The following is a 17,739-nucleotide window of genomic DNA, read 5'->3' on the forward strand; positions in this document are numbered from 1 at the left end:
CGAAGCTCAATCCCTTCAACCTTGCGGCTTTCGGCCCGCTGTCTCGCCTGCCTACGCTTAAACATAGCTGTTACCAGCTATGCTCCAAGGCTGGCTACGGGTGGTTGGCTAAACCTTGCCCGGTGGGATTCCCACCCACTAAGTGTCACGACCTAGCTTGGTCGCTCCCGTCCCCAGTGCACACCGGTGCATACTTGTTCCTCATTAATATAATATAAATAACCATTTATTCCTAAAGGTTAAAGTTGCCGTACTTGCGGAAGTGCTCTGCCAGCCCACCATCGGACAAAATCTTTAACATGATGGGGGGCAAAGGCTGGACAGGGATCTTTTTCCCCTGTGTCACATTTTTCAGCATACCGCTCTCCAGATCAACCACCAATTCGTCACCTGCATCGATTAGACCGGTATCACAGACAACCACCGGCAGGCCGGTATTAATAGCATTCCGGTAAAAAATACGGGCAAAAGACTTGGCCAGCACAGCACCGACCCCGGCGTTAAGCAAAGCCAGGGGAGCCTGTTCCCGGGAAGAGCCACACCCGAAATTACTCCCGGCTACAACAAAATCGCCGGGCTGTACTCTTTCAGCAAAATCGGGATCCAGATCTTCCATGACATGTTTGGCCAGTTCCTTCATATCTAAGGTCTTAAATTTATACTTGCCCGAAATAATATAATCTGTATTCACATCATTTCCAAAACAGTGGGCTTTCCCACGAAGTTCCATCTTTAATCCTCCTGAAAATAGAAGTCGGATATTACCAGGAGCCGCTTCCGCTGATTGCGCAACATTACATGACCTCGACCTCTGTTTTCATTCTGCTGGTGCCGCATAGGCAGCACGAGCGTCTACCTTGAAAAGAAGTCGGAAACCGGATGTCGCTGCCGGAGGTGACACGGGTACAGTTGTCACCAACAAAAGACATTAGCAGTCAGCAGCAGTCAGCCCGAATTATCATACATTGATGATGCTACCATAAAGCGGTGTAGGCGTCTACCTTGATAATAGAAGTCTGACGCCAGATGTCAGATGCCGGAAAACGCGTCATGGGCACCAACTGCGGATGTTAGATATTGGGGGTTTGCGGGAACTGCCTTACTGCAGATTCCAAAGCAACTCCCCAGCCTGACTTCGCCTGGGTCTGGTGCAACAGGAAGTAGAGTAGGCGAGGTCTCTTGCCGCCTGGTAGCGTTTAGGTCAGGACAGTCCGTTATACTGCCCCTTTCGTCTGGCAGTGCCTTAGTATCCCGGCCGTGCGCTACTGGCCTAGCAGTTGTATCCCCGTAAATTACTCAATTACTCAAGCCTGACCCCAGTTCTCTGGGATCGGTGATCTCCCCTTTTACTGCTGAGGCAGCAACTGTTGCCGGGGAAGCCAGATAGATAAATGCATTGCTGTTGGCCATCCGGCCTTTGAAGTTCCGGTTCGCTGTAGAGATGACATTCTCTCCATCGGAGGGAATCCCATTGTGGGTCCCCACACAGGGGCCGCACCCTGGTGTGACAACCGCTGCTCCGGCTTGAACCAGTGTCTTCAAAACCCCTGTATCCATGGCATCCAGATAAATCTGGCGAGATGCAGGAGCGACAATAAAGCGGACATCAGGGTGAATCTTGCGCCCTTCCAGGACTTGCGCGGCTATGGTCAGGTCCTCCAACCGCCCATTGGTGCAGGTACCCAGAACTGCCTGCTGAATGGGGGTTCCTGCAACCTCACCTATCGGTACCCCGTTATCCACCCGATGAGGCTTGGCCACATATGGGGTGAGGTCACTGACATCGTATTCTTTGACTGCAAAGTATTCAGCATCAGCATCGGCCTTGACGGCTTCAAACTGATTATTGCTATGATCACACACCCACTCCATAACCTTATCATCAGCATCCATCAACCCTGCCTTGGCACCCATCTCAATGGCCATATTAGAGATGGTGAAGCGCGCCTCCACAGAAAGCTGACTGATGGCTTCTCCTGTATATTCAGCAGCCATGTAGGTGACACCGTCTGCAGTCACCTGATTGATCAGGAACAGGATCAGGTCCTTTGAATAAACCCCTGCCGGAAGTCTCCCATGGCAGATAAACTTGATGGTCTCCGGCACCTTGAACCACATCTTGCCTGAGATGAGGGCAGCAGCCAGGTCGGTGGAGCCGACACCTGTAGCAAAAGCATTCAGGGCTCCATAGGTGCAGGTATGGGAATCCGCACCGATAACCAGTGACCCAGGCCCCACATGGCCCTTCTCAGGGATAAGCTGATGACAGACACCTTCACCTATATCATATAAGCGAATCCCTTTTTCCTGCGCAAACTCACGCATCAGTGTATGCAGGGCAGATACACCTTCTAAGGGGCTTGGGGCGCTGTGATCGATAACCAGGGCAGCGCCTTCCGGTGAGCAGATGTCTTCTCCTTTCATCGCTTGATAAGCACGAATGGCCAGGGGTGATGTACCGTCCTGACCCATCCGAAAGTCAACATCGGCCACAACTATATCATTGGCAAAAGCGTCCTGGCCGCTTTTATTGCTTAAAATCTTTTCCGCTATTGTTTTACCCAACAAGCACTCCTCCCCTAGTTCTTGTTAATCACCTTTAGTTCTTGTTAATCACCTTTTTTGCATCATGTACAAAATCTTCATAGATATAGACAATCTCTTTATCAAAGAGTGGTCGTTTCAATTCCACAGCAGCGACCCGCACCTGTGCTAAAATATCATCCGCCTCTTCCTGTGTCAACAGGACCCCGTACTCTTTAAACTTGGCTTTGATGGCACTGGTACCCGAGTGTTTCCCGATAACGATCTGGCGCTCAAGCCCCACCTCTTCCGGGCAGAACACCTCATATGTCCTTGGATCCTTTAAAGCACCATCTGCATGAATACCGGATTCGTGGGCAAACATATTGGAGCCCACAATAGGCTTCCAGGCCGGCAGTTCCCTTTTAGAGGCAAGTGAAACGTATTCAGCGATCTCTCTGAACATCTCTGTGCGGAATTTAAGATCGTTCCCCTGGATGTGTTTCAAAGCCATGACCACCTCTTCCATGGCGGCATTGCCTGCTCGTTCACCCAGGCCGATCACGGTCACCCCTACCCAGGATGCGCCTGCACGCACCCCAGCCAGTGCATTGGCAGTAGCCATTCCAAAATCGTTGTGGGTATGCATTTCTACATCAATTCCCACCTGAGATATTAGTTTACTGATACGCTCATATGTTATAAAGGGTTCCAGAATCCCCACTGTGTCGCAGTAGCGCAGGCGGTCAGCACCGGCCTCTTTAGCAGCCCTGGCAAACTCAAGTAAAAACTCAGGATCTGAGCGGGAGGCATCCTCAGCATTAACTGAGATATAAACCCCTTGCTCATGAGCAAACTCCGTTGCCTTGACCATGCTTTCCAGCACTTTTTCTCTGGTGCTGCGCAGTTTATGCTCAATATGGATATCTGAAGTGGAAATGGAAATCGCCACAGCATCCACACCACATTCCAGGGACTGCTCAATATCAGCAATCACAGCTCGGTTCCAGCCCATGATACTTGCTTTCAAACCAAGCTTACAGATTTCTTTGATGGACTCCTTTTCATGGCCACCCATCACCGGAACCCCGGCTTCGATCTGATCAACCCCGACGGCATCGAGCATTTTAGCAATCCGTATTTTTTCATGGTTGGCAAAGACAACACCTGCTGTCTGTTCCCCGTCACGCAGGGTTGTATCAACAATTTTAATCTTGCTCATGTTTTCACCCTCCCCTGGTAAACTGTCAAATAAAGAGTCACTCCAAAATTACTCTGATCTACAGCAACCCTATTTGATAATCAATAAGTATAGCATTATTGTGAGCTATCATCTTTCTTCTGTTCATTACAAACTATTTTACCCTATCTCATCCATTGATGTCACTGTGAAGACGAATAGTAAAATGCAGGTTTTTTGCGTAATTGTCAACTTTTATGATTGTATCCTTGCTAGAAACAACTTGTTGACTATTTGCGGGTTGGCTTTACCCCGGGTGGTTTTCATCACCTGTCCAACCAGGAATCCAAGGGCTTTTTTCTTTCCATTTCGGTAATCTTCGACAACTTCCGGGTGTGCAGCAAGCACCTGATCGACGATCTCAGCAAGTTTACTCTCATCGCTGATCTGCAAAAGCCCCTTTTCCCCAACGATTGTAAGAGCCCTTTTCCCGGTGTCAAACATCTCTTCGAATACTGTTTTGGCGATCTTCCCGCTGATCGTCCCCTTTTCCATAAGCTGCAGCATTTCCACCAGGTGTGAAGGGGTTAATTTGGCCTCCTGTACATCCATATTGTTGGTGTTGAGCAGTCTTAGAAACTCCACCATCACCCAGTTGCTGACCTGTTTAGGGTCATTAAACCCCTCAAGACACTCTTCAAAATAATCAGCCAGCTCCCGGGAAGTGGTGAGAACACCGGCATCATAGGCAGGAAGCCCGTACTCCTCTATAAAGCGCAGCTTGCGAGCAGCAGGAAGTTCAGGCAGCGTTTCTTTGATCTGTTCCACTTTATCCCGTGTTAAAACCACAGGTACCAGGTCTGGATCGGGAAAATACCTGTAGTCAGAGGCTTCTTCCTTGGATCTCATCACTATTGTCGACCCGGTGCTTTCATCCCATCCCCGGGTTTCCTGAACCGGGGCTTCCCCGGACTCGTAAAGGACATACTGCCTCTCCATCTCACCCTCCAGGGCACGCTGCACAGCACGGAAGGAGTTCATATTCTTGATCTCCACCTTGGTGTTCAAGATGTCCGTGCCTGCCGGCCTCAGTGAGATATTGGCATCACAGCGCAGTGAACCCTCCTCCATCTTGCAGTCGGAAACATCCAGATATTGCAAAATAGTCTTTAAGTTCTCCAGGAACAAACGCGCCTCTTCCGGAGTTTTGATATCTGGTTCTGTTACGATCTCTAATAGCGGCACTCCTCCCCGATTTAAGTCAACCAGGGAATAATCCTCTCCGCCTTCTCCGTGAAGCAGTTTCCCTGCATCCTCTTCCATATGAACCCTGTTGATGCCCACTTTGCGTACTCCCGCTTCTGTCTCCACATCCAGGTAGCCGCTGCGACAGAGAGGAAAATCGTATTGGGAGATCTGATAGGCCTTGGGGAGATCCGGATAAAAGTAATTCTTCCGATCAAACTTGCAGAAGTGAGCGATCTTGCAGTTCAGGGCCAGTCCTGTGCGTATCCCGTACTCCAAAAGCGTTTTATTCAGCACAGGTAAGGCGCCTGGCATAGCCAGGCAGATGGGGCAGACATTTGCATTCGGTTCACTTCCGAACTCATTGGGACAAGAGCAAAAGGCCTTGGTCCTGGTTCTCAGTTCCACATGAACTTCCAATCCGATTACAGCTTCATATTTAGCCATTAGGACTCACTTCCCTTCGCTGTTTGTCGCGTTTTTCCTTTTAGCAAAGGACGCTGTTCATGGTATGGTGTGTTTTGTTCAAAGGCATAGGCAACCTGCAGAATTTCCCCATCCGCAAACACAGGAGCGGTAAACTGCATCCCTACAGGCAGCCCTTTGGCAAACCCGCAGGGCAGAGAAATAGCCGGAAGGCCTGCCATGTTGACCGGTATTGTATAGCTGTCAGAATGGTAGAGCTTCAAAGGATCATCGACCTCTTCCCCTAAACGGAAAGGCAGGTCAGGTGATGTGGGAGTAACAAGCAGATCATATTCCTGGAAGAGCCGCTGGTATTCGTTTCTGATCAAAGTCCTAACCTTGAGGGCCTTCAGATAATACTTTTCATAACAGCCGGAACTGAGCACATATGTCCCCATCATGATCCGTCTCTTAACCTCAGGGCCGAACCCCTCACCCCGGGTCTTCATATACATCTCTTCAAGGTCATATTCTGCCCCCTCTTCCGGTACAGCACGGTAGCCGTAGCGGACACCGTCGAAACGCGCCAGGTTGGAACTGGCCTCAGCCGGGGCAATAATATGGTAAGCCGGAACAGCAGATGCTGCATGAGGAAAAGAGCATTCATCCACAATTGCTCCCAGTTCCTCCAACTTCTCTAAGGCTTTTTTGAACACCTCTGCCACTTTGGGGTCAAGCCCGTCACCCGACAATTCTTTGGGTACCCCGATCCTCTTTCCCTTGATGTTACCGGTCAGATATGTTGTGTAATCAGGTATATCAACGGAAACAGTGGCAGTATCCCTGGGATCATGGCCTGCAATAACATTTAAGACCAGGGCACAGTCCCGCACATCCTTTGTTAAGGTGCCCACCTGGTCCAGTGAAGAGGCAAAGGGCACCACACCACTGCGGGAGACTAACCCATATGTGGGTTTCATTCCTACAATCCCACAAAATGATGCGGGCTGGCGGGCTGATCCCCCGGTATCGGAACCCAGGGCAAAGATCGTCTCCCCCGCTGCCACAGCAGCCGCGGGTCCACCACTGGAGCCCCCAGGAACACATTCCAGGTCCCAGGGGTTATGTGTGGGGAAAAAGGCCGAAAACTCTGTAGAAGAGCCCATAGCGAACTCATCCATATTCAGTTTGCCTGTTACAACAGCCCCACAATTATTCAATTTCTCTACGATAGTTGCACTATAAGGGGGGATGAAGTTCTCCAGCATACGGGAGGAACAGGTGGTGCGCACCCCCCTGGTACAGATGTTATCCTTCAGCCCAAGAGGAATTCCCGCCAGTGGGGGCAGCTTCTCGCCATCCTTCCGGCGTTGGTCAACCGCCTGGGAAGCGGCAAGAGCCTCCTCCTCGGTTACAGTGACATAGGCGCGGATATCCTCATCTACCTGTCGAATCCTTGCCAGAACCGCACCAGTGATCTCCTGGCAAGTGATTTTTCCCTTTTCCATCATCTCTGCTAACTGGTGGGCTGTAAGGTCAAAAATCTCCATGGACTAAAACTCCTTTGTCCTAAATTATTATAAAAAGACCTGCCACGGGGACGGTCACTTCGGCTGGTCAGCTGGTTCCCGCGGCTGGTCACACCCACTCACGGGGGCAATCCCTGAGGCTGATAAGAAACCGGGGTTAATGCCTGATGTTACCGGAAGGTACCTGACGCCGGTTCCGCAACATTTCCCAACTTAGGCTCCATTTTTGCCCTCAAGCGGTACTACCGGAAAGCAAAAATGGTCTCAGGGGGTTCCGCAATAAAGCAAGCCTGGCGAAAATGGAAGTCGGAAGCCAGAAGTACGAAGTCTGAAAAAGATTTCTCTGTTCTTAATAGGCTTCAAGAACCATCCTTATGGCCCGTGATTGTCCCTTTACAAGATGCGTGGCACTTTAAAGTAAGAGCCATCACGCTCCGGTGTATCCCTAAAAACATCCTCCGGTGCCAGCGGCTGATGAGCCTCATCAGAGCGCCAAACATTTTGAAGCGGTAACAGATAATAGGTCGGCTCCACATTCTCTGTATCAATATTGTTGATGGTTTCTACAAATTCCAGCACTTCATTAAACTCATCGTACAGCTCATCGAATTCATCCTCATCAAGAGCCAGGTGTGCCAGCACCGCCACCTGTCTCACTTCTTCCCGTGCTAACTTCATAGAATTACCTCCGCATAACTCGTTTTCCTTCTAGCCTGTCCACTAAATTATAACAGAGTACCCAACCCCCCTGCAATAGATACGGATAATAGAAGTCTGATGCCGGAGGTCGGAAGTCGGATATTACCAGGAACTGCTTCCACTGGATGAGACGCGGGGACGGTTCTCGCGTCTCACACTCGCGTCTCACATTGAGGCGACATGGACGGCTCTCTGCCATCATCCAACATTACATACTCCATACTCCGGCCTTCTGTTTTCATTCTCTGCCGGCATTGCAATCAAGCGAAAGGGGATCTACCCTAAAAATAGAGGTCTGATGCCGGATGTCGGAGGTCGGAAGTTATGAATATCTGCTTCCACCGGTCCCTTAACATCGGCCTATCAGTGCCGACTGGGCGGCATGAGGTCTAATCCGGGTGACTGTCACCACATAGCCGGTGACGAACCCCTGGTGACTGAACCCCTGGTTACTGTCACCAAAAGGCCGAATCTATATATACCTGTAGATATAGGTTACTTAACCAGGTAGCTTTCACCATCTGGAACCATCTGAAGGAGATCGTGTTCTTCGATAATCGGTATCTCCAGTTCACGGGCTTTTTCGTGCTTTTGACCGGGATCTGATCCTGCTAGAAGATAATCGGTCTTCCCGCTGACACTGGAGGAAACCTTGCCCCCGTGTTTTTTGATCAATTCCGTTGCTTCTTTGCGTGTCAGGTTAGGGAGGGTTCCCGTGAGCACGAAGACCTTCCCGGTCAATAGCAGTTCTTGAGCACTTGCGGGCATTTCCTGTTCCATCTTCACACCTGCTTTTTTCAGCTTGTCCAGCACCAGGTGCGTCTGTTCCTGCTGAAAAAAGGTGACAATGCTTTGAGCAATTGTTGGGCCAATTTCAGGCACAGCAGTCAGTTCCTCACTGCTGGCCTCTGCCAGTGCCTCTAGAGAACCAAACTGCTCTGCCAAAATTTCCGCTGCCCTTGTACCTACATGGCGGATCCCCAGTGAGAACAGAAGCGGTGCCAGCCCCCGTTCTTTACTTCTTTTTATAGCATTGAGGATGTTGTCTGCAGACTTTTCTCCCATCCTCTCCAACCCCAGCAGGTCCTCCCGACGGAGAAAGTAAAGGTCCGCGGAATCCTTGACCAGCCCCCTGTCCACCAACTGTGTCACCAGTGCAGGTCCTACTCCTTCCACATCCATCGCTTCCCTGGATACAAAATGCAGAATAAGCTCCTTCAATTGAGCGGGACAGGCAATTCCTGTGCAGCGTACAGCCACCTCATCTTCCTGGTGCAGCACCTTGCTGCCGCAGACCGGGCAGCGCTCCGGCATCCGGAAAACTTCCTCTTTACCTGTGCGTCGCTCCTGAAGTACCCGAACCACCTCAGGAATCACATCTCCAGCCCGCTGGATGACCACATAATCCCCGACACGCACATCCTTTTGCCTGATCAGATCCTCATTATGCAGAGTCGCTCGGGATACTGTGACTCCGGCAACCTGTACAGGGTCCAGGATAGCTGTGGGGGTGAGCACCCCTGTTCTCCCTACCCGCACAAAAATCTCCCTTACCCTGGTAACCACCTGCTCTGCAGGAAATTTATAAGCGATAGCCCAGCGCGGACTTTTGGCCGTTCTTCCTAATATGTCATGGATGTGCAGGGGATTGACTTTGACCACCATACCATCGATCTCGTAATTCAGGGTATGCCTTTTTTCGATCCACTGCTTGCAATAATCGATCACTTCTTCGATGCTTTGACAGTGTTTGCTTTCTTCCTGCACTGAGAAACCCAATTCCTTTAACATATGCAAAGCATCCTGCTGGGTATTGAGCTCCTCGCCCTCACACTCCAGGACCTGGTAGCAGAATACCCCCAGTGTACGGCTGGCAGTAACCCTGGGATCCAGCTGGCGCAGTGACCCCGCAGCTGCATTTCTGGGATTGGCAAAGGGTGGTTCACCCCGCTGGTCCCGCTGTTCATTGAGCCGCGCAAAGGCTTTTCTGGGCATGAAGGCCTCTCCCCTCACCACAAGCCGCGGCAGTGCCCTGGAAAGCCTCATCGGCAACAGTCGTACAGCACGCAGGTTTTCAGTGATATCTTCGCCGGTGATGCCATCTCCCCGGGTCGCTCCCAGCACAAACTCCCCGCTTTCATAGGTGAGCACAACAGAGAGCCCGTCGATCTTCGGTTCTACAATGTAATCAACCGCTGTGCCGGAAAGCTGCAGCACACGGCGGTGGAAATCACGCAACTCCCCATCCTCAAAGGCATTCGCCAGGCTGAACAAAGGTGTGGAATGCCTGACCGTGCGAAACTCATCCAGGGGAGCACCCCCAACCCTTTGTGTCGGTGAATCAGGGGTGATCAGTTCTGGAAACTCTCCCTCTAACCTCTCCAAATCCCTGATCAGGGAATCATATTCCTGGTCAGTGATCAGGGGATCATCCAAAACATAATAACGGTGATCATGTTTTCTGATCTCGGTACGCAGGGCTTCCACCCTTTGGCGTGCTTCACTCAATGAAGGCATCTGAACTCCCTCCGCTTGTCACGGTATTCAACTTCATGTTATTATTATACCAGAAAAAACCAATAGACCAAAGTCCAAAGTTCGTCAGTACCAAAATGCCCTGTCACTATTTATTACCAATATGCCACTATTACAATAACATGAAACTCGTATCTAATGGCTTCTAACCTACTCTCTGGTGACAGCGGGGTGGCACCTTATCACCGCTCAGCGGCACGGGTCTGTCAGATGCCGGAGGTCGGAAGTTTCCCAACGACCAACCTGAAAAACAGAAGCCGGAAACCGGAAGTCGGAAGTCTGAGGTGCCCAGGAAGTACCTTTAGATCTAGTGAATCGATTTTTAGGCAGCAGGCAATTTGTGTTACCCATGTCTTGACCGAACTCACTCAGAAATGCACCAGGAACCGTCCCCCCTGCATCATTTATAGTTTCTTCAAGGGCGCATACTTGGCCATCAAATGCTTGAAACCGGCGCTTTCAAAAGATACAAAAATCTCTAAATCTCCTCCAGAGCCGAACTTGGTTTCCATGACAACCCCGCGCCCGAACTTCTTGTGTTCCACCTTATCTCCCACTTTAAAGCTATCCGGAGCAGAAACCGCTGTTACTGCTGCCGCTTCCTCGTTCCCGGCAAGACTCTCTTGCATGGCATGGCCTGTTTTATCATTATCCTGGCTGCCTGCAGTTGAGACACCGGAACCGTCCCCGCGTCTCACAGTTGAGACACCCGGAACCCCCCCCGCGTCCCGGGTGTCTTGCCGGGCAGAGGTATTCCTGTGGGATCTCCGTGAGGAAGCGGGATGGCTGTTTGTGTTCACTGCTGCCGTAAAGATAACGGCTGATCGCCCAGGAAAGATAAAGTTTCTCCTGTGCCCTGGTAATCCCCACATAGCAGAGACGGCGCTCTTCCTCCAGTTCATCATCCTCTCCCAGGGCATGGACATGAGGAAACAGCCCCTCCTCCAAACCCGTCAGAAATACCACCGGAAACTCCATCCCCTTGGCACCGTGGATCGTCATCATCACCACAGCATTCTCACCGGGTTCGTAGTTGTCGATATCTGTTACCAGAGCAAGCTCCTCTAAAAAACCATCCAGAGACCTGTCGATGCCCCCGGAGTCGTACTGCTCTGCCACACCCAGAAACTCCTTTAAGTTCTCCAGACGTGTTTCCGCCTCCACTGTTTTTTCCGCCTCTAAAATGGAGAGATAACCTGTTTCCTCCAGTATCCTTTCCACCAGACTGGCCACAGTAACCGCACCGTCCAGCTTCCTCCAGTTATTCACCATCCGGAAAAACCCTTCCAATGCACTGATAGCTCGTCTTCCCAGATCTGGTATCCCTGCCGGATGCTCCAGGACGTAAGCCAGACTTTTTCCTTCCCTGGAAGCAGCTTCTTCGGCACGGGCGATAGTCATATCCCCGATTCCCCGCCGCGGCTCATTGATCACCCGGCGCAGAGATACCTCATCTGCGGGATTGGCCACAAGCCGCAGATATGCCAATATGTCCTTTATCTCCTTGCGCTCATAGAACCGCACTCCCCCATAAATCCGGTAGGGGGTTCCAGAACGGATAAATTCTTCCTCAATAACCCGGGATTGGGCATGGGTTCGATAAAAGACCGCACAATCCCGGTAAAGAGCCTCTTCCCGATTAACCAGGTCACTGATTTCTGCAGCCACAAACCTGGCCTCATCCTTTTCATCGAAAGCCTGGTAGCAAGAACCAGGATCTCCGACAATATTTGATGTCCACAGTTCTTTGGGCTTTCTTCCTCTATTATGTGCTATAAGTGCGTTGGCCACAGCCAGTATACACTGGGTAGACCTGTAGTTCTGCTCCAGCTTGATTACATGTACCTCAGGGTAGTCCTTCTCAAAGGTGAGAATATTCCTGATATCCGCACCCCCGCCACCCGTAAATGGACTGGTCATCATCCCCCACTACGCAGATGTTGCGGTGTCCCCCGGCCAACTGGCGCACCAGTATATACTGAGCGTGGTTGGTGTCCTGATACTCATCCACCATAATGTATTGAAAGCGATCCTGATAGCGCTCCAATACTGAGGGTTCTGCACGAAAAAGCTCTACAGCTTGTACCAAGAGATCATCGAAATCCATGGCATTTTGCTGCAGCAGCTTCTTCTGGTAAAGGGAATATAAATCTGCAATAGTCTCCTCCCGCACATTGCGGGTCAATTCAAGATATTCCTTTGGTGTAACAAGCTCATTTTTGAGGCTGCTGATCTCTGCCAGCACACCGCGGGGACGGAATTTCCGGTCGTCAACCCGCAGCTCTTCGATACAGTGTTTGATCACTGTCAGCTGGTCGGCGCTATCATAAATAATAAAGCTGCGGTCATAGGGGATAAAGCGCGCCTCTCTCCTGAGAATGCGCACAGCCATAGAGTGAAAGGTACTGACCCAAAGATCCCGTGCATCGCTCCCCACCAACTGCTGTACTCTCTCTCGCATTTCGGCAGCAGCCCGATTGGTAAAGGTAACTGCCATGACGCGAAAAGGGATATCCCCATATTTAAAAGGTGAGCGATGCGGTAAGTTAATACCCGGGTTTTTCCACTCCCTGCCCCGGCAAAAATAATTAAGGGTCCCTCAGTCCGCCTCACCGCTTCCAGCTGCTGCGGATTCAATTCCCTCTCCAAATTCATTTCCATCACCTACCGCCGCCGTTCCGCTAATTTTTCACGAATCTCTTCAGGGCTGACACCGCATTCCACCAGGAGCACCAGCAGGTGGTAGATCAGGTCTGCGGTTTCCTCCACCAGCTCACTGTGGTCATCTTGCATGGCAGCAACAACCACCTCTACCGCCTCTTCCCCGACCTTCTGGGCGATCCTGCCCCTTCCCCTCTGGAAGAGTTTTACTGTATAGGACCCCTCTGGCTGTGTCTTCTGTCGCTCCTTGATCAGGGAATAAAGGTCAGCGATAATCCTTTCGGTTCGCTTTTCAGGAGCAGAGCTGCCCACAAGCCGGGAAAAACATGACCTGGTCCCCAGATGACAGGCCACTCCCACCTGGTCAACTTTAAGGAGCAGTGTATCCCCATCGCAATCCAAACGCACCTCTCTAACATACTGGTAGTTGCCGCTGGTCTCCCCCTTCAGCCAGAGAGCCTGCCTCTTTCTGCTGTAAAACCAGGCCTGACCGCTCTCCAGGGTGCGCCTCAGAGACTCCTGATTCATCCAGGCCACCATCAAAACCTCGTTATTTTCCACATCCTGCACAACTGCCGGAACCAGGCCGGCAGTGTCAAATTTAACAGTATTGATAAAATCTATCAGTTCCTTGCTGTCGGTGAAAACCGGTTGTGCTTTCATAGCTTTACAGGTACTCCTCTCTCTGCCAGGTATTTCTTTACTTCCCCGATGGTATAATCGCGGTAATGGAAAATGGATGCCGCCAAGACCGCATCAGCTTTTCCTATGGTCAGTCCCTCATAGAGATGCTCAAGACTGCCCGCCCCTCCTGAGGCAACCACCGGAATGCCCACTGCCTCTTTGATGGCTTTGGTAAGCTCCAAATCATAGCCATCCCTGGTGCCATCGCGGTCAAAACTCGTCAACAGGATCTCCCCTGCACCCCGCTGCTCCATTTCCTGTGCCCAGGCAACAGCATCGATTCCGGCACTTTTCATCCCTCCATGGGTAACGACATCCCACCCGCTGCCGGCTCTACGGGCATCGATGGCCACTACCAGCTGCTCCGTCCTGAATTTCCGGGAGACATCAGCAATAAACTCCGGGTTTTTGACAGCTGCTGAGCTGACAGCAATCTTGTCAGCTCCCGCTTCCAGCAGGGCGCTGATATCTTCAAGGCTTCTGATTCCCCCACCAACAGTAAAGGGGATGGAAATCTGTTCAGCGATCCGCTTGACCATATCGATGGTTGTTTTTCGCCCCTCAACAGTTGCGGTAATATCCAAGAAAACCAGCTCATCAGCACCCGCGGCATCATACTCGGCAGCCATCTCTACAGGGTCACCGGCATCCCTCAAATCTCCGAACTTTACACCTTTGACAACCCGCCCCTCCTTGACATCGAGGCAGGGAATTACCCGCCTGGTATTAGCTGCTTTTTTTGCTGCCAGGATGGCCTCCCGAAGAGTAAATTTCTCCTCATAGAGCGCCTTTCCCACAATAACCCCTTCTACTCCTAACTGCTCCAAATGCCCCAGGGCATAGATATCCTCAAGGGAACTGACTCCACCGGAGGCGATCACACTCAAGCCTGTCTCTTCCGCAAGTTTCCCTGTCGCCTGGATGTTGGGGCCTGTAAGCATCCCATCCTTGCTGGTATCGGTAAACACAACCCGCCTGCAGCCGAGATCATGCATCTGGCGAGCCACATCCAGGAAGTGCCTTGATGACAGATCCTGCCAGCCCTTGACTGCCACAAACCCGTCCCGGGCATCGATCCCCACCACAACCCGCTCCCAACCGAAAGCAGCACAGGCCCGGCGCACCAGATCCGGACCGGTAACCGCAACAGTGCCCAGGATCACACGTTCAACACCTGCTTTGAAGGCTTCTCGCATCTGGTCGAGTGTCCTGATCCCTCCTCCCAGTTGAGCGGGGAGAGCGGCATTTTTAATGATCTCCCTCACCACACTCAGCTGGCGTGGTTCCCCGGCAAAGGCGCCGTCCAGATCCACCAGATGCAGCCACTCTGCCCCATCCTTCTTCCAGCGAAGAGCCACAGCCACAGGGTCTTCATCATAGATAGTTTCGTCCTTCGCCCGCCCCTGTACCAGACGCACACATTTACCATTCCTGAGATCAATTGCCGGAAAGATAAGCATGAATACACCGAACCTCCTCAATTAGTCGTTAGTCGTTGGTAGTTGGTCGTTGGATAATGATAAAAGAGGGGTTTTGTTCGCTACTTAACCGAACTGTCTTGACCGAGCACTAACGACCTACCAAAAAAGCAGAAGTCAGAAACCGGATGTCGGAAGCCCGAGGTGCCCCAGGAACTGCCTCGATTCAGTAGTTCGGTTTTCAGGCGATAGACAATATGTATACCCGCGTCTTGACCGAACTCACGCAGAAATGCACCAGGAACCGACCCCCTTGCACCACTACAGTTTGCCTTTAGTGGAAGGCACACCGCTTTCACGCTCGCTCAGGGCCACAGCTTCTCTTAAAGCTCTGGCAAATCCCTTGAACAACACCTCAATGATGTGGTGGGTGTTTTCCCCACTCAGGAGACGCAGGTGCAGGGTAATCCCTGCATTGTTGACCAAAGCCCGAAAGAACTCGGGCACCAGCTCCACAGGCATCTCCCCGGCTTTATAGCAAGGCACACTGACCTCATAGCCCAGGTACGGCCTCCCGCTGAGATCCACCGCGGCTAGAGCCAGTGCCTCATCCATCGGTATGATCGCTGATCCATACCTGGTAATCCCCTCTTTATCTCCCAAGGCCTCTTTTAGGGCTAAACCTAAGCAGATACCCGTATCCTCAACTGTGTGGTGGGCATCTACATGAAGATCCCCGCTGGCTTCAACAGTGAGATCAATAAGGGCATGCCGTGCCATCAGGTGCAGCATATGGTCGAAAAAACCGATCCCGGTGCTGCCACCGAAGTCCCCGTTCCCGTCCAGGTTCAGCTTTACCTGGACACTGGTCTCACCGGTTGCCCTATCTATCTTTGCCTGTCGCGCCACTTCTTGCGCCATAATCATTCCCCTCCTTAAATGGACACATAATATGCTATTCACCACACCAACCGTTATCATGATATCCCTGGTGTACTTCCGGGAAAAGCAACCTGTGTGACAACTCCCAAAATCACCAGGTCAACGGCCGATGCACCGGAGATGCACCGGGGACGGTTCCTGCTGCATCTTCCGGCTTACGACTTCCAGCATCAGACATCTATTGTCAGTTAAACACCTATGTCACCGGTCCACACCATCAGGCGAAAATAGTAGCCAAAACAAGATAATGTTTGCGGAACCCGGCGGAAGGCAGATTCTCGGTAAATTTCCGACCCCCGACTTCCGGCATCAGATTTCTACTTCACGGATAGACATCCATACCACCCAGATGGCAGCAGCAGCAGTTGATGAAAGCAAGCCTGACAGAAATAGACGTCAGAAGCCGGATTTCGGAGGTCAGAAAAAGGTAGCCTGACAGCAAACAAAACGTCCAGTCACTTTGGCTGCTTGAGGTGATCATCAACTGTTAACAAAGGTAGCCTGACGGCAAACAAAACGTCCAATGTCACCCTTCTTCTTAAAGCAATAAAACAAGCCTGGCCCCGCCTATGATCACAAACGCTCCAGCCTCCTGGCAATCGCCCGGGCATGGGCATCAAGGCCTTCATCCTCTGCCAGCCTGACAATATGGGGTCCCCACTTTTGAAGGGCTTCTTTAGTGGTATAAATGACACTGGTGCGCTTCATGAAATCCTCCACACTTAACGGTGAGAAAAAGCGAGCCGTGCCTCCGGTGGGCAGAACATGGTTCGGCCCTGCGAAATAATCACCCACCGGCTCTGAGGCATAGGCCCCAAGGAAAACCGCACCTGCGTTCCGGATTTTGCCCAGCCAGGAAAAAGGATCCTTGACATAGAGCTCCAGGTGTTCAGGTGCAAGCTGATTAGCCAGGTCAACTGCTTCCTGCATGCTCCCGGTGACAACCGCTGCCCCATAGTTCTTTATTGCAGCTGCAGCGATCTCCTTCCTGGGGAGAACCGCCAGCTGTTTTTCAACCTCATCTCGCACACTTTGCGCCAGCTTCTCATCCGGAGTTACCAGAATGGCCGCAGCCATTGGGTCATGCTCTGCCTGGGAGAGAAGGTCCGCTGCCACCAGCACATGATCCGCCTCTTCATCTGCCACAATGACGATCTCGCTGGGTCCGGCCAGCATATCGATATCCACCAGCCCAAAGACCAGCCTCTTAGCAATAGTCACATAGATGTTGCCGGGTCCCACGATCTTGTCCACCTTAGAGATCGATTCTGTACCATATGCCAGACCAGCAACAGCCTGGACACCCCCGGCCTTAAAAATTTTCGTCACTCCTGCCTCAGCGGCAGCCACCAACACAAGGGGAAGCACTGTGCCATCGGTCCTGGGCGGAGTCACCATGATGATTTCCTTAACCCCGGCCACCTTTGCCGGGAGGGCATTCATTAAAACAGAAGAGGGATAAGCAGCTGTGCCACCGGGAACATAAATCCCTACCCGTTCCAGCGGCCTGTAGATCTGTCCCAGCAGTTCCCCATCCTCCCCTGGTTGAAACCAGGTTTGAAAATGCTGTCGTGCATGAAATTCACTAATATTATCCCGGGCCAGGCGTAATGACTCTAAGAGATCAGGTGCTGTCGCGGCATATGCCTCCTTGATCTCATCCTCTGTCACCTGCATCTGAGCAGCACTCATATCAGCATGATCAAACCTTTTGGTCGCTGACCAAAACCCTTGATCCCCATACTCTTTGACCTGTTCAATAATCTCCCGCACCCCGGCCTCCAGATCTTCACCGCGGTGCTCCCGCTTCAGCAGCCGTGAGACCAGATCATCTTTGATCGATACCACCTTTAACATAAAACCGCACTCCATTCTGAGGTGACAGGGGGTGACAGGGGGACGGTTCTCTTGTCACCTT

At 51.6% G+C, this 17,739-nt stretch carries 15 protein-coding genes and 2 pseudogenes; 1 reads left to right on the plus strand and 16 read right to left on the minus strand.

What is annotated here, in order from left to right:
- Positions 1 to 232: 232 nt before the first annotated feature.
- The 15 genes and pseudogenes from SSCH_RS10295 to hisB all read right to left on the minus strand — a co-directional run bounded on the left by SSCH_RS10295 (position 233) and on the right by hisB (position 15,800).
- Positions 233 to 730 (minus strand): 3-isopropylmalate dehydratase small subunit, encoded by a 498-nt coding sequence (locus tag SSCH_RS10295; RefSeq protein WP_044665386.1) that lies wholly within the window; start codon positions 728 to 730, stop codon positions 233 to 235.
- A 566-nt stretch (positions 731 to 1,296) separates the two neighbouring features.
- Positions 1,297 to 2,565: a 3-isopropylmalate dehydratase large subunit gene (locus SSCH_RS10300; RefSeq protein WP_044665387.1), complete on the minus strand. Its 1,269-nt coding sequence runs from the start codon at positions 2,563 to 2,565 to the stop codon at positions 1,297 to 1,299.
- Positions 2,566 to 2,599: 34 nt separating this feature from the next.
- On the minus strand, positions 2,600 to 3,745 hold the full coding sequence (gene nifV, locus SSCH_RS10305) for a homocitrate synthase (RefSeq protein WP_044665388.1): 1,146 nt from the start codon (positions 3,743 to 3,745) through the stop codon (positions 2,600 to 2,602).
- Positions 3,746 to 3,958: 213 nt separating this feature from the next.
- A complete protein-coding gene (gene gatB, locus SSCH_RS10310) occupies positions 3,959 to 5,395 on the minus strand; it encodes an Asp-tRNA(Asn)/Glu-tRNA(Gln) amidotransferase subunit GatB (protein WP_044665389.1) in 1,437 nt (478 codons plus the stop codon).
- Positions 5,395 to 6,903 carry an Asp-tRNA(Asn)/Glu-tRNA(Gln) amidotransferase subunit GatA gene (gatA, locus tag SSCH_RS10315; protein ID WP_044665390.1) on the minus strand — a complete coding sequence of 503 codons (1,509 nt, stop codon included), beginning with the start codon at positions 6,901 to 6,903 and terminating at the stop codon, positions 5,395 to 5,397. The genes gatB and gatA overlap by 1 nt, the downstream gene beginning before the upstream one ends.
- 372 nt (positions 6,904 to 7,275) lie before the next feature.
- The gene (gene gatC, locus SSCH_RS10320; RefSeq protein WP_044665391.1) at positions 7,276 to 7,560 is read right to left on the minus strand and encodes an Asp-tRNA(Asn)/Glu-tRNA(Gln) amidotransferase subunit GatC; all 285 of its coding nucleotides are present in this window, start codon (positions 7,558 to 7,560) and stop codon (positions 7,276 to 7,278) included.
- A 516-nt stretch (positions 7,561 to 8,076) separates the two neighbouring features.
- Positions 8,077 to 10,098, minus strand: coding sequence for an NAD-dependent DNA ligase LigA (ligA, locus tag SSCH_RS10325; RefSeq protein ID WP_044665392.1), 2,022 nt, complete (start codon positions 10,096 to 10,098; stop codon positions 8,077 to 8,079).
- Between the two features lie 422 nt (positions 10,099 to 10,520).
- Positions 10,521 to 10,814 (minus strand): hypothetical protein, encoded by a 294-nt coding sequence (locus SSCH_RS22420; protein WP_198142378.1) that lies wholly within the window; start codon positions 10,812 to 10,814, stop codon positions 10,521 to 10,523.
- The gene (locus tag SSCH_RS22425) at positions 10,765 to 12,039 is read right to left on the minus strand and encodes an ATP-dependent helicase (RefSeq protein ID WP_198142379.1); all 1,275 of its coding nucleotides are present in this window, start codon (positions 12,037 to 12,039) and stop codon (positions 10,765 to 10,767) included. Before SSCH_RS22425 ends, SSCH_RS22420 begins: the two co-directional genes overlap by 50 nt.
- Positions 11,978 to 12,613 (minus strand): ATP-dependent helicase, encoded by a 636-nt coding sequence (locus SSCH_RS22430; RefSeq protein ID WP_198142380.1) that lies wholly within the window; start codon positions 12,611 to 12,613, stop codon positions 11,978 to 11,980. Before SSCH_RS22430 ends, SSCH_RS22425 begins: the two co-directional genes overlap by 62 nt.
- Before the next feature lie 74 nt (positions 12,614 to 12,687).
- Positions 12,688 to 12,777, minus strand: a pseudogene (locus tag SSCH_RS22435) (hypothetical protein); the annotation flags it as partial.
- Positions 12,778 to 12,780: 3 nt separating this feature from the next.
- Complete coding sequence (hisIE, locus tag SSCH_RS10340; protein ID WP_044665394.1) at positions 12,781 to 13,440, minus strand: bifunctional phosphoribosyl-AMP cyclohydrolase/phosphoribosyl-ATP diphosphatase HisIE; 660 nt, start codon at positions 13,438 to 13,440, stop codon at positions 12,781 to 12,783.
- Entirely contained in the window at positions 13,437 to 14,210 is a 774-nt protein-coding gene (gene hisF / locus SSCH_RS10345) for an imidazole glycerol phosphate synthase subunit HisF (protein ID WP_044665405.1), read from the minus strand. Before hisF ends, hisIE begins: the two co-directional genes overlap by 4 nt.
- A 48-nt stretch (positions 14,211 to 14,258) precedes the next feature.
- Positions 14,259 to 14,921: pseudogene (hisA, locus tag SSCH_RS10350) on the minus strand (1-(5-phosphoribosyl)-5-[(5-phosphoribosylamino)methylideneamino]imidazole-4-carboxamide isomerase); the annotation flags it as partial.
- Between the two features lie 279 nt (positions 14,922 to 15,200).
- Positions 15,201 to 15,800, minus strand: coding sequence for an imidazoleglycerol-phosphate dehydratase HisB (hisB, locus tag SSCH_RS10355; RefSeq protein ID WP_084711092.1), 600 nt, complete (start codon positions 15,798 to 15,800; stop codon positions 15,201 to 15,203).
- 268 nt (positions 15,801 to 16,068) lie between these two features.
- On the opposite strand from hisB, the gene SSCH_RS10360 reads away from it, so the two are divergent.
- Positions 16,069 to 16,257: a hypothetical protein gene (locus SSCH_RS10360; protein ID WP_044665395.1), complete on the plus strand. Its 189-nt coding sequence runs from the start codon at positions 16,069 to 16,071 to the stop codon at positions 16,255 to 16,257.
- 137 nt (positions 16,258 to 16,394) lie between these two features.
- Here the strand turns inward: SSCH_RS10360 and hisD are convergent, their stop codons facing one another.
- Positions 16,395 to 17,678: a histidinol dehydrogenase gene (hisD, locus tag SSCH_RS10365; RefSeq protein WP_044665396.1), complete on the minus strand. Its 1,284-nt coding sequence runs from the start codon at positions 17,676 to 17,678 to the stop codon at positions 16,395 to 16,397.
- Between the last annotated feature and the right edge of the window lie 61 nt (positions 17,679 to 17,739).

The organism is Syntrophaceticus schinkii (assembly GCF_000946815.1).
Lineage (GTDB): Bacteria > Bacillota > DSM-12270 > Thermacetogeniales > Thermacetogeniaceae > Syntrophaceticus > Syntrophaceticus schinkii.